Source organism: Paraburkholderia sp. A1BS-2L (assembly GCF_051125205.1).
In the GTDB taxonomy this organism is placed as follows: Bacteria; Pseudomonadota; Gammaproteobacteria; order Burkholderiales; family Burkholderiaceae; genus Paraburkholderia.
On sequence record NZ_CP120429.1, the window covers coordinates 394,824 to 407,569 of the forward strand.

Genomic DNA, 12,746 nt, shown 5'->3' on the forward strand with positions numbered 1-12,746 from the left:
GCTAGCAGCATCGCTCCAGTGGTGATCTGCGTGTTCGTTCCGCTCATGCATGCGCCGCCTGCGCCGAACCCGCCAGCGACCGCTCGAACGCCAGCAAAGCCCGCGCGGCCGCGCCGATGGCGGGCAGCGCCTCGGCCGGCGAATGCGAGAGCAGCGGCAGGATCGCGCCCATGTCGGCGATGCCCGAAAGCGTGACGGCGTCGTGCAGCACGCGAATCAGCGAGATGTCGTCGCGCAGCGTTTCGAGCGGCATGAAAGCTTCGTAGAGCCGTTGTGCTTCGTCGGCGCGGCCTTCCTTGGCGGCCTCGAGCAGCGCCGTCACGGCGCGCGCGGCGATGCAGCCCGAGCCCGTGGTCCACGAGGCGAGGCCGAAATCGCGCACATGCACGAGCGCCGGACGCTCGCCCATGCCCGAGACGACGCGCGACGCGCTCACGCTCTGCAGCAGGCGGCGCAAATAAGGATCGTTCGATGGGTCCTCGCGCACGATGGCGTATTTCACCGCAATGAGCGTGCCGCGATCGATGAGGCGCGCCAGCGTGTCCGCGTCGACATAGCTCTCGCTCTTGATATAGAGCGTGAGCGGAATGCCGGCTGTGTCGGCGATGCGCATGAGGCCCGCCTCGACGCCCGCGGGCGTGGTGAAGCCGGCAAGCGGCAACACCATGGCGGTCTGGTGCCGCGTCTGCGCGAGGATGCGCGCCTGGTCGAGCATCTTGCCGTAGTCGGGGCCGATGGCCGGGATCACGCGAGTGCCGGGCGAGGTCGCCTCCGCCAGCATGTCGAGCAGGTCGCGAAACTCGCTCGCGGCGACGTGATAAAGATTCGCGTTGCCGCCGTACAGCAGCGTGCGCAGCCCCCCCGCTTCCATGTGGCGAACGAGCTTACAGTTTTGTTCGACATCGAGCGAGAAATCGGCGCGGCGTGCCAGAGGCGGCACTGCCATCACGGTCGAGGCGAATTCACGCTCGACGATCGGGGACACGTTCATGAGGCCTCGCGCTGGGATGGGTGATCGACATCCGACGGTAGCACTCGCCTCGCTTGGTTGTCAAACAACTTGATCTATTTGTTAGGGTTGGCCTGGAGGGGCGCCTGGCGTCGTGGTCAGGGCTGGGTCGGCTGACTGGCGCGCGAGCGCGCCAGCACGTCGAGATTGCCTTCGCCGAAGCCATGATGGCCGCTGCGCTGCACCACTTCGAAGAAAATTTCGCCGGGGCGGCGCTTCACGAAGGTCTGGAAAAACAGCCGCGGCACGCCGTCCGCGCCAATCTCGCCGTCGATCAGGACATGGCGCTGGCGCAGCGCATCGAGATCGACGCCGTGGCCCGGCAGGCGCGCGTCGACCGAGTCGTAATACGCGGCAGGCGGCTCGACGAACTCCACCCCATTGGCCTTCAACGCGTCGACGCACGGCACGATGTCGTCGGTCGCGAGCGCGATGTGCTGGACGCCCTCGCCCGGATGATCGGGCAGGTAGTCGTGCATGAGCTCGGTGCGGCGCGTGCCCTCTTCGTACACAGGAATACGGATTTCGCCGTCCGGCGACACCATCACGCGCGAGCCCTGCGCCACATGCCAATTCGCGTCGATCTCGTGAATCTCGCGGAAATGCAGCAGATCGCGATAGAAGTCGAGCCATTCGCCGATGCGCCCCGCGCCCACCGTCTGCGTGAGGTGATCGACGCGCTGGAGGCCGGTGCCGCCGTGGTCGAGATCGGCCTGTGCGGTCGCGACATCGATGGGCCGAAAGTCGATGTCGAAGATCGAAATATCGCCCACGCCGCCACGCTGGCCGCCCCGGCCGCGCCAGCGGTCCACGAAATAAATATGCGAATCGCCAATGCCCTGGATAGCCGGAATCTTGAGCTCGCCACTGCCGAGGCGCTCGCCTTCGAATGCCCATGCGCCCAGCCGCAAGGCGTGCTCGAAGGCGCGCCGCGCGTTCTCCACGCGCACGCCGATCGCGCAAATGCCCATGCCGTATTCCTCGGCGTAACGCGAAGCAAACGAATCGGGCTCGGCGTTGACGAGGAAATTCATCTGGCCCTGGCGATACAGCGTGACGTTCTTGCTCACGTGGCGCGCGATGGCCTTGAACCCCAGTTGCGCGAGCTGCGCCCCAAGCACCGCGGGCTCAGGCGCTGCGAATTCGACGAACTCCAGACCGGCCATGCCAAGCGGATTGGCCTGATCCTGCGAGGCAGAACGGGGGTTGGACGACATGCGGAAGACTCCTGAAACGGACGAGAAAGGGCAACGCAGATTTTAACCAGATCGTACACTTCACCCAAGCCGAGGGATGCCCGCCCCCCTCGCCGGCCTTGGTGCTAACCCGAAAAACGTCCGATAATCGCACGCGCCTGGGCGATTATCGCGCATCGTGCGCGCCTGGCGCATTGCCCTGGCGCCTGCGCGGTCCTATGCTCCGTCTCACCGTCGCGGCTCCCCAGGCAAGCGGCTTTGCATGAGACCAGCGTAAGGAGACACCCTCATGACCCCCACCCTCGACACCACGGACGCCGCCGACCCGGCCAACCTCCACCGCTCGCGCAGCCAGGCGAAGAAGGCTGCGCTCGGCAGCTTCGTCGGCGCGGTCGTCGACTGGTACGACTTTCTGCTTTACGGCATCGTTGCCGCGCTGGTCTTCAACGCGGAATTCTTCCCGAACATCGGCCGCAACATGGGCACGCTCGCGGCCTTCGCCACCTTCGGCGTGGGCTTCTTGTTCCGGCCGCTCGGCGGCGTGGTGTTCGGCCACTACGGCGACCGGCTCGGGCGCAAGCGCATGCTCGTGCTCACCGTCATGATGATGGGCCTCTCCACGGTCGCCATCGGCTTTTTGCCCACCTTCGCCTCGATCGGCTGGTGGGCGCCTGTGCTGCTCGTGCTGTTTCGCGCGATCCAGGGCTTCGCCGTGGGCGGCGAATGGGGCGGCGCGGCGCTCATGGCCGTGGAAAGCGCGCCCGCTGGCAAAAAAGCGTTCTACAGCAGCGGCGTGCAGGTGGGCTACGGCGTGGGCCTCGTGCTCGCGACCGGCATCGTCACGCTACTGAGCCACGCGCTCGGCGACGCCGCGTTCCGTTCGTGGGGCTGGCGCCTGCCCTTCATCTTCAGCGTAGTGCTGGTCCTCGTGGGCCTGTGGGTGCGCTCGAGCATGGACGAGTCGCACGAGTTCGTCGAGAAGGTCGAGCACGGCCATCGCAAGCTCAAGATGCCGGTGCTCGAAGCGCTCACGCGTCATCCGAAAGCGTTTCTTTATATCGTCGCGCTGCGCCTCGCCGAACTCTTCACGATGTATATCGTGACCGCTTTCGCGCTCAGCTATTCGACCGCCAACCTCGGCCTTTCGCGCGATCTGTTTCTCGGTATCGGCCTGTTCGTCGGCGCGCTCTCGTGCGTGACCATTCCCTGCTTCGCGTGGCTCGCCGACCGTCTCGGCCTGCGCCGCATCTATCTGATCGGCGCGGTGGTCGGCCTTGCGAGCGCCGTGCCGTTCTTTCTCGCGCTCGAAGCGCGCTCGACGGTGTGGATCGTGATCTTCTCGGTGGCGCTCGCCAATCTCGCTCACGACATGGTGGTGAGCGTGCAGCAGCCGCTCTTCACCGAATTGTTCGGCGCCGAATACCGCTATAGCGGCGCGGGCGTGGGCTATCAATTCGCCAGCGTGGTGGGCGGAGGCTTCACGCCGTTCATCGCCGTGGCGCTGGTGAGCTTCGGCGGCGGCACGTGGCATCTGGTGGCCGCCTACCTCGCCATCGGCTGCCTGATCTCGCTGATCGTGGCCGCGAGCATGAAGCCCGCGAAAGCGTAAGCCGCGACGCGCCCATTCCAGCGCTCGCAATCAACACAGAACAAGGCCGGGCACATGCCCGGCCTTTGCGCGATCCGCTCATGAAAACCACGTCCCTTGCCAAACGCGACTGGATCGCCGGACTCGAAAAAGGCCTCGCCATTCTCGAAGCCTTCGACAATCAGCACGCGCGCATGACCGCGACGCAAGCCGCCGAACGCACCGGGCTCTCGCGCACCGCCGCGCGGCGCTATTTGCTGACGCTCGAATCGCTGGGCTATGTCCATACCGACGGGCGGCTCTTCGGGCTGACGCCGCGCGTGCTGCGCGTGGGCTGGTCGTATTTCGATTCGGCGCGCTTGCCCCGCACCGTGCAGCCGTACTTGCAGCAGCTGAGCGCGACGCTCAACGAATCGGCCTACGTGAGCGTGCTCGACGACTGGGATCTCGTGGTGATTGCACGCAACGGCGTCTCGCGCGTGATGACCACGGGCTTCGTGCTCGGCGCGCGCGTGCCCGCGCCGCTGATCTCGCCCGGCGTGGTGCTGCTTGCTCACCTCGAGGATCAGCAGGCGGTATCGGCCTGGCTCGATACGGTCGAACTCGTGCCGTTCACGCCGCATACGATCACGAGCGCCGCGCGCTTGCGCGAGAAAATCGTGCGCGCACGCGCCGACGGCTATGCGCTCATCGAGCAGCAATTGCAGGTGGGCGTGCGCGGCGTGGCCGTGCCGTTGCGCAACCGCAGCGGCGACGTGGTGGCCGCACTCAGCACCAACATGTCGATAGGCAATGAAAACGCTGAAGCCGCGCTCAAACGCGTGCTCCCGCATCTGCAGGAAACGGCGCTGGCGATGTTGAACGTCTTATGAGCGGTGCAGGCGGGCAACGCCTCACCCGCCGGCCCCCGCCTCCTGCACGACCCAGTCGTGAAACAGCTGCATCGCCGGCGACATCGCGCGCGAGCGCAGCCAGGTGAGCCAATAGCTGCCGGTCGGCACCTCGACATCGAACGGCCGCGCCAGCAGTCCCGCCTGCAACTCGCGCGCGAACATGCGCGCGGGCGCGAGCGCCACGCCCGCGCCCTGCATGGCCGCCTCGGCCATCAGCCGCGACGAATCGAAGATCGGCCCGCTCACCGTCCACGGCTCGAGCCCGGCGGCCACGAACCAGCGCAGCCATTCGTCGGTGCGATAGGAGCGCAACAGCGTCTCTTTCGCGAGATCGGCGGGCGCGGCAAGCCGCCGGGCGATCTCGGGCGCGCACAGCACGGCAAGCGGCGCGTCGAGCAAGCGCGTGTTCTCGGTGGCGGGCCACATGCCGTCGCCGAAGCGGATCGCGAAATCGAGCCCTTCGCCCGCGAGATCGACGAGATTGTTGTTGGTGAGCAGGCGCAGTTCCACGAACGGATGCGCCTCGCGAAACAACTTGAGCCGCGGCATCAGCCAGCCAATCGCGAAGGTGCCCACCACACCCACCGTCAAGACCTCGTGGAGGCGCCCACCCTCGAACTGCTTGAGCACAGCCTCGATGCGGCCAAACGCGTCGCTGAGCACGGGCAGGAGCGCGCGCGCCTCGTCGGTCATGCCGAGCCCGCGCGGCAGCCGCCTGAAGAGCGGCACGCCGAGCCACTCTTCGAGCGTGCGCACCTGCTGGCTGACCGCGGCCTGCGTGACCTTCAATTCGAGGCCCGCACGCGTGAAGCTCAAGTGGCGCGCCGACGCCTCGAAGGCTCTGAGCGCATGCAGCGGTAAATTGGGGCGCATGAGCGACCTATTAGATTGGCTTTTGTCAGAGCCAAATTATCGTCGCTTGTCGCGAGCCCGGCAACGCACCACAATCCCCGGCGCATGTCGTGCTTTTTCGCGGACATGCCTCTGGTTTCGTGCTGTTTCGCCTGCTCGCGCGCTTCACGAAGCCCTTCCGAAAACCTGGTCATGGCCCATCGTATGAAAACCAAGCTAAAACTCTTTCTGATGACGCTCGCGTGCGCGGCAGCCACCGCCAGCGCCGCCCAATCCGATGTGAAAGCCGCCGTGGATGGCGCCATCGCCCCGCTGCGGGCGCAATACGGCATTCCGGGCGTGGCGGTGGGCATTACCGTGGGCGGCAAGCATGCGTTCTACAACTACGGCGTCGCATCGAAGGCCAAGGGCGCGCCGGCGCTCGACAGCGAGACGCTGTTCGAACTCGGCTCGCTCACCAAGACGTTCACCGCCACGCTGGCCTGCCATGCGCAAACGAGCGGCAAGCTCTCGTTCGACGCGCCCGCGAGCCAGTACGTCAGCGCATTGCGCGGCAGCCCGTTCGACCGCGTGAGCGTGCTCAACCTCGGCACGCATACCTCCGGCCTGCCACTGTTCGTGCCGGACAACATCACGAACGACGCGCAAATGACGGCCTGGCTGCGCGACTGGCAACCGCCGGGTCCGATCGGCTCGCAGCGCGTGTATTCGAATCTCGGCATCGGCCTGCTGGGGCGGGCGGCCGCTCAAGGCCTGGGCAGGCCGTTTCGCGACGCCGTGCAGAACGATCTCTTGCCCGCCTTCGGCATGACGCACACGTGGCTCGACGTGCCCGCCTCCAGCATGCCGCGCTATGCGCAGGGCTACGACAAGCACGACGCGCCTGTGCGGCTGCATCCCGGCGTATTCGCCGACGAAGCCTATGGCCTGCGCTCGACCACGGGCGACCTCGTGCGCTATCTCGACGCCAACATGGGTCTCGCGCCGCTCGACGCGCCGTGGCAACGCGCGATCGCCTGTACGCACACGGGCTATTACACGGCGAGCGTGTTCACGCAGGACCTCGTGTGGGAGCAGTATCCGTGGCCGGTCCCCCTGCCGACGCTCCAGCGCGGCAACAGCCCCGATGCGCTCTACAAGGGCTTGCCTGCGCAAGCGCTCACGCCGCCGATGCCGCCGCAATCCCAGGCGCTCCTGAATAAAACCGGGTCGACCAACGGCTTTTCGACCTACGTGGCGTTCATACCGGCGCAGCAAATCGGTGTCGTGATCCTCGCCAACAAGTCGTATCCGAACGAGGCGCGCGTGAAGGCGGCCTACGCGATCCTCGGAGCGATTGCGAATGCGAAGCGCTGAACATCGATCGGCTAACGCATCGGCTAAGATACGGACCCCACGCAATCCATCGAACTCAAACGGAGTGTTTCCAGTGATCCAACCCGGCACCACATTCAAGGACAATCTCGCGCAACTGCCCGCCATCGAGGGCATCGAGCGCATCGATCTCGTGAACGGCCAGGGCGCGGTGGTGGCCAGCATCGAGAACAAGCCGGGCAAGCAAGGCTCGCTCGCGGTCTACCACTATCTGCAGCAGGCCTTCGGCACGCTCGACGCCAAGGCGGCCGAGCATGGCCTCGCCGTGTTCGCCGAGCACACGGCCGACGCGCGCAACCGTCCCGGTGCGCACCCGAACGTCGACCGCCTGCTCGAAATCGTGGCGGGCGGCGAGCCGCTGCGCATCGACGTGTTCGCCGCCTGATCCCGAGGGCCTGATGCGAGTGGCGCGTCAGCAGTGGATAAACCCAAATTCCCGGAAAAATACATTAAAAATAACTGGGTAAAAATCAATACGATTGCGGAAACCACTAGCTAACGCCACTCACCCTCGCCATCAGGATCGCTCATGCCGCGCCCGATTTCCGTTCGCATCCATCCCGAAGCCGTTCGTCACAATCTGCAGACCGCGCAGCAAAGCGCCTCCGGCGCGCGCGTCTGGGCCGTCGTCAAGGCCAACGCCTATGGTCATGGCATCGAGCGCATCTATCCGGCGCTGGCCGGCGCGGACGGCATCGCGCTGCTCGACCTCGACGAGGCCGTGCGCGTGCGCGAGCTCGGCTGGACCAAGCCCATCCTGCTGCTCGAAGGCATTTTCGATAGCGCCGATGTCGCCACCGCCGTCGCGCATCGCCTGACCGTAGCCGTGCATTGCGACGAGCAGCTCGCGCTGCTCGCGGCAGCGCGCACGCAGCAGCCGATCGACATCCAGTTGAAGATGAACTCGGGCATGAACCGCCTCGGCTACCGGCCCGACGTTTTCCGCGCGGCCTGGGAGCGCGCGCGCGCCACGCCCACCATCGGCAAGATCGCGCTCATGACGCACTTCGCGAACGCCGACGACAGCGCCATCGACTGGCAGCTCGACCGCTTCGATGCCGCCACCGAAGGCATTCCCGGCGAGCGCTCGCTGTCGAACTCGGCGGCGGTGCTCTGGCATCCGCGCGCGCATCGCGACTGGGTACGGCCCGGCACGATCCTCTACGGCGCGTCGCCCACGGGCGTGGCGCGGCATGTCGAGGGCGTCGGGCTGCGCGCGGCCATGACGCTCGCGAGCAAGATCATCGGCGTGCAAACGCTGGCGCCGCGCGAAACGGTCGGCTATGGCTGTGCTTACGAGGCCGAGCGGCCCATGCGCATCGGCGTGGTCGCGTGCGGCTATGCCGACGGCTATCCGCGCCACGCCCCTACTGGCACGCCCATCGTTGTCGATGGCGTGCGCACACACGTGGTCGGGCGCGTGTCGATGGACATGCTGACCGCCGACCTCACGCCTTGCCCGAACGCGGGCATCGGCTCGCAGGTGGAGCTGTGGGGCGAGAACGTGAAAGTCGATGAGGTGGCCGAAGCATCGGGCACGATCGGCTATGAACTGATGTGCGCCGTCGCGCGGCGCGTGCCGGTGCAGGTCGACACGCTCACATCCGCACAGCGCGAAGCTGCCGAGAGCGTGACGGCCTGAGGACGCAAACGGAAGGCAGCACGATCAGCAAGGGCGCCACAAGACCCGCGTCGTAATCGACGGCATGCAACGGCTCCCCAATTCCCCATTTCCCCATTTCCCCATTTCCTGGAGCATTCAAACGAATGCCCACAATTTCATTTCATTTAACTTTCATATTCAAACATTAGTCTTACGGGATTCAAACAACCCCAATTGAATCCCTCATGCCCGCGTTGCCCAACACTTCTCGCCGCCAGCTCCTGAAGTTTCTCGCCGGCGCCCCCATGCTTCCGCTTTCGGGCGCCGCTCTGCCCGCCTTGCTGACGGGGTGTGGCGGCGGCAACGACAGCCCGGCGGCAACGCCGACTGCCGCCGCCGCTACCTTCGCCTCCGCGATGTTTTCGGGAATGGCCGCGCCCACGCTCGACGATGCAGCCGCCATGGCCACCACGACGGTCGGCTCGACCCTCTCGGTGGCCTTCTCCGATGGCTCATCGAGCAATTTCAAACTCGCGTACAAGCCCTTCTTCGTGACCGGTGACCAGGTGCCGGACGGCAAAGGCGGCACGATCCTCGCAGGCGGCTACTACGACATCGACAATCAGCCGATCATCGATCGCTCAGTGGCGGGCAAGGAGCGCCAGTTCTATTCGGACTGCCCGGACGGCAGCTCGCTGCTCGCGCTGAAGAACGCCAGCGTGCCCGGCGTGAAAGGCAACGCCGTGTTCGCGGTCGTGCAATTCGAGTACACGACGCGCGACCAGGCGAGCGCATCGCAATACGGCCAGTTGCCCTCTCCGATCGCGGTGCTGACGTTAGACCAGGACCCGGCCACGGGCGCGCTGAAGCTCGTCAAGTACCACAACGTCGATACCTCGAAGGCGCATGGCCTCTGGATCACGTGCGGCGCGAGCCTCTCGCCGTGGAATACGCACCTCTCCAGCGAGGAATACGAGCCGGACGCGACGAAGGCAGCCACCGACGCGCAATTCATGGCGTTCAGCAAGAATACCTTCGGCGACGCAACGAAAGCGAACCCGTATCACTACGGCCACCTGCCCGAGATCACCGTCAACGCGGACGGCACGGGCACGGTGAAGAAGCATTACTGCCTCGGCCGCATCTCGCACGAACTGATTCAGGTGATGCCGGACCAGCGCACGGTGATGATGGGGGACGACGCAACCAACGGCGGCCTGTTCATGTTCGTGGCCGACAAAGCCGCCGATCTCTCGGCGGGGACTTTGTACGTCGCGAAGTGGACGCAGACCTCGTCGGCCGGCGCGGGGTCCGCGACGCTGACGTGGATCCGCATCGGCCACGCGACGAGCGACGAAATCGAAACGCTGGCGAACACGCTGAAGGCATCGGACATCATGGACGTCGCGGTTGCCGACCCCGCGGATGCGACCTTCACGAAGATTCATTTCGGCGGCAAGTTCAACTGGATCCGCGTGAAGCCGGGCATGGAGAAGGCCGCTGCGTTTCTCGAAACGCATCGCTATGCCGCGCTGCTCGGCGCCAGCATGGCATTCACGAAACTCGAAGGCACGACTGTCAACGCGAAAGACAAGATCGTCTACAGCGCGATGTCACGAATCGAAACGTCGATGGTCAAGGGCAACGCAGTCTCGCGCGACGTCGCGCTCGACAAGAAGATATCCGCGGGCGCGGTCTATGCGCTGAACCTGAGGGGCGGCCAGCGCGACACGGCGGGTTCCGCTATCGACAGCGAATGGGTGCCGGTCGACATGAGCGCGCCGGATGCGCTGGTTGGCGAGGACCTGGCAGCCGCCGACGCGCTCGGGAATCTCGCGAACGCCGACAAGATCGCAAATCCGGATAATCTCAAGTTCTCCGAAAAACTTCGCACGCTGTTTATCGGCGAAGACTCGGGAATGCACGTGAATAATTTTCTGTGGGCTTTCAACGTGGACACCAAGTCGCTGGCGCGCGTGCTGTCCTGCCCGGCTGGCGCTGAGTCCACGGGTTTGCATGCAGTCGACGAGATCAATGGCTGGACGTACATCATGAGCAACTTCCAGCATGCGGGCGACTGGGAATCGCCCTTGCACGACAAGGTAAAGGCAACGCTCGATCCGCTTGTGCGCGCGAATTACAAGGACCGGTTTGGTGCGAGTGTCGGGTATCTGACGGCTGAGCCTGCGGGTATTGCGCTTACGAAGCGATGAGTGGAAAGGCGCTTCGTAATCACGCGAAGCGCCATTTTGCATGACCGAAACCCGCGTTACCTCCGGTCAGCGACAATCTGATCGAAGGTCCCGCCGTCGGCGAAATGCGCGGCCTGTGCTTTCGGCCACGCGCCGAATACCTGGTCGACCGTGAAGGTCTTTATCGGCTTGAACTCGTTTGCTTGCTTCGTTTGCGATTCGAGGTAAGGCGGGGACTTGATCGTCAATGCAACAAAAAAAGCGCCGTGCGGCCAATCAGACGCACGGCGCTTTCCCATTCCGCACGCACCGCCCCGCCAGCGGTGCGTGCAAACTCCTTACTTGCCCAGCATCGGCAGCTTGAGCCCGGCTTCGCGCGCCGTCCGCTGCGCAAGCTCGTAGCCCGCATCCGCGTGACGCATCACGCCCGTCGCCGGATCGTTCAGCAGCACACGGCCCAGACGCTCGTGCGCCGCCTGCGTGCCGTCCGCCACGATCACCACGCCCGAGTGCTGCGAGAAGCCCATGCCCACTCCGCCGCCATGGTGCAGCGACACCCACGACGCGCCACCCGCCGTATTCAGCAACGCGTTCAGCAGCGGCCAGTCGCTCACCGCATCCGAGCCGTCCTTCATCGATTCCGTCTCGCGGTTCGGGCTTGCCACCGAACCCGTGTCCAGGTGGTCGCGGCCAATCACGATCGGCGCCTTCAGCTCGCCGTTCTTCACCATCTCGTTGAACGCCTGGCCCAGACGATAGCGGTCCTTCACGCCCACCCAGCAGATCCGCGCCGGCAGACCCTGGAACGCGATGCGCTCGCGCGCCATGTCCAGCCAGTTGTGCAGGTGCGGATCGTCCGGAATCAGCTCCTTGACCTTCGCGTCCGTCTTGTAGATGTCCTCAGGATCGCCCGAGAGCGCCACCCAGCGGAACGGGCCCTTGCCCTCGCAGAACAGCGGGCGGATGTACGCCGGCACGAAGCCCGGGAAGTCGAACGCGTTCTCCACGCCCATTTCCAGCGCCATCTGGCGGATGTTGTTGCCGTAGTCGAGCGTCGCCGCGCCGCGTTCCTGCAGCGTCAGCATCGCCTTCACCTGGTGCGCCATCGACTGCTTAGCCACCTTCACGATGCTTTCCGGCGCCACCTTCTGCGCCTCGCGCCACTGCTCGACCGTCCAGCCCTGCGGCAGGTAACCGTTGATCGGGTCGTGCGCGCTCGTCTGGTCCGTCACGCAGTCCGGCGTGATGCCGCGTGCCACGCACTCGGCGAACACGTCGGCGGCGTTGCCCAGCAGGCCCACCGACACCGGCTTGCCCGTCTTCTTCGCTTCCTCGACGATCGCCAGCGCCTCGTCGAGCGTCCTGGCCTTGCGGTCCACGTAGCGCGTCTTCAGGCGGAAGTCGATGCGCGTCTCGTCGCATTCCACCGCGATCATCGAGAAGCCCGCCATCGTCGCGGCCAGCGGCTGCGCGCCGCCCATGCCGCCCAGGCCGCCCGTGAGGATCCAGCGGCCCGACGGGTCGCCCTTGAAGTGCTGGTTCGCCACCGAGAAGAACGTCTCGTAGGTGCCCTGCACGATGCCCTGCGAGCCGATGTAGATCCAGCTGCCCGCCGTCATCTGGCCGTACATCATGAGGCCCTTGCGGTCGAGTTCGTGGAAGTGCTCCCACGTGGCCCAGTGCGGCACGAGGTTCGAGTTCGCGAGCAGCACGCGCGGCGCGTCGGCATGCGTGCGGAACACGCCCACCGGCTTGCCCGACTGGATCAGCAGCGTTTCGTCTTCGTTCAGGTCCTTCAGCGACGCCAGAATCTGGTCATAGCATTCCCAGTTGCGCGCGGCGCGGCCAATGCCGCCGTACACCACCAGCGCGTGCGGGTGCTCGGCCACTTCCGGGTCCAGATTATTCTGGATCATGCGGTACGCGGCTTCGGCCAGCCAGGTCTTGCACACCTTCTCGCTGCCGCGCGGTGCGCGGATCGTGCGGCTCGGGTCGAGGCGGGGATCGGTGAAGTTCGGATGGTTCATAAGGATCTCGAA

10 protein-coding genes and 1 pseudogene are annotated in these 12,746 nt (G+C 65.5%); 6 read left to right on the plus strand and 5 right to left on the minus strand.

Annotated elements, in window-relative coordinates:
* Window positions 1-43: 43 nt before the first annotated feature.
* Both P5W98_RS16560 and P5W98_RS16565 read right to left on the minus strand, forming a co-directional pair.
* Window positions 44-991, minus strand: a complete 948-nt coding sequence (locus tag P5W98_RS16560) for a dihydrodipicolinate synthase family protein (protein WP_421042692.1) — start codon at window positions 989-991, stop codon at window positions 44-46.
* Between the two features lie 116 nt (window positions 992-1,107).
* The gene (locus tag P5W98_RS16565) at window positions 1,108-2,226 is read right to left on the minus strand and encodes a 4-hydroxyphenylpyruvate dioxygenase family protein (RefSeq protein ID WP_421026922.1); all 1,119 of its coding nucleotides are present in this window, start codon (window positions 2,224-2,226) and stop codon (window positions 1,108-1,110) included.
* A 268-nt stretch (window positions 2,227-2,494) separates the two neighbouring features.
* Between P5W98_RS16565 and shiA the strand changes: the two genes are divergently transcribed.
* Together shiA and P5W98_RS16575 are read left to right on the plus strand one after the other, a co-directional pair.
* Entirely contained in the window at window positions 2,495-3,814 is a 1,320-nt protein-coding gene (shiA, locus tag P5W98_RS16570; protein WP_421026921.1) for a shikimate transporter, read from the plus strand.
* Between the two features lie 80 nt (window positions 3,815-3,894).
* Window positions 3,895-4,665: an IclR family transcriptional regulator domain-containing protein gene (locus P5W98_RS16575; protein ID WP_421026920.1), complete on the plus strand. Its 771-nt coding sequence runs from the start codon at window positions 3,895-3,897 to the stop codon at window positions 4,663-4,665.
* A gap of 21 nt (window positions 4,666-4,686) precedes the next feature.
* On the opposite strand, the gene P5W98_RS16580 is transcribed toward P5W98_RS16575, so the two are convergent.
* Window positions 4,687-5,559 (minus strand): LysR substrate-binding domain-containing protein, encoded by an 873-nt coding sequence (locus P5W98_RS16580; protein ID WP_421026919.1) that lies wholly within the window; start codon window positions 5,557-5,559, stop codon window positions 4,687-4,689.
* 171 nt (window positions 5,560-5,730) lie between these two features.
* Between P5W98_RS16580 and ampC the strand changes: the two genes are divergently transcribed.
* From ampC to P5W98_RS16600, 4 genes are all read left to right on the plus strand, one after another.
* On the plus strand, window positions 5,731-6,894 hold the full coding sequence (gene ampC / locus P5W98_RS16585) for a class C beta-lactamase (protein WP_421026918.1): 1,164 nt from the start codon (window positions 5,731-5,733) through the stop codon (window positions 6,892-6,894).
* A gap of 73 nt (window positions 6,895-6,967) precedes the next feature.
* Window positions 6,968-7,297 (plus strand): DUF2322 family protein, encoded by a 330-nt coding sequence (locus tag P5W98_RS16590; protein WP_421026917.1) that lies wholly within the window; start codon window positions 6,968-6,970, stop codon window positions 7,295-7,297.
* 144 nt (window positions 7,298-7,441) lie between these two features.
* Window positions 7,442-8,554, plus strand: coding sequence for an alanine racemase (gene alr / locus P5W98_RS16595; RefSeq protein WP_421026916.1), 1,113 nt, complete (start codon window positions 7,442-7,444; stop codon window positions 8,552-8,554).
* Window positions 8,555-8,760: 206 nt separating this feature from the next.
* Entirely contained in the window at window positions 8,761-10,728 is a 1,968-nt protein-coding gene (locus tag P5W98_RS16600) for a PhoX family protein (RefSeq protein WP_421026915.1), read from the plus strand.
* A 56-nt stretch (window positions 10,729-10,784) separates the two neighbouring features.
* Here P5W98_RS16600 and P5W98_RS16605 read toward each other — a convergent pair.
* A pseudogene (locus P5W98_RS16605) lies at window positions 10,785-10,916 on the minus strand (sulfate ABC transporter substrate-binding protein); the annotation flags it as partial.
* A gap of 129 nt (window positions 10,917-11,045) precedes the next feature.
* Window positions 11,046-12,734: a urocanate hydratase gene (gene hutU, locus P5W98_RS16610; RefSeq protein ID WP_421026914.1), complete on the minus strand. Its 1,689-nt coding sequence runs from the start codon at window positions 12,732-12,734 to the stop codon at window positions 11,046-11,048.
* Window positions 12,735-12,746 lie beyond the last annotated feature (12 nt).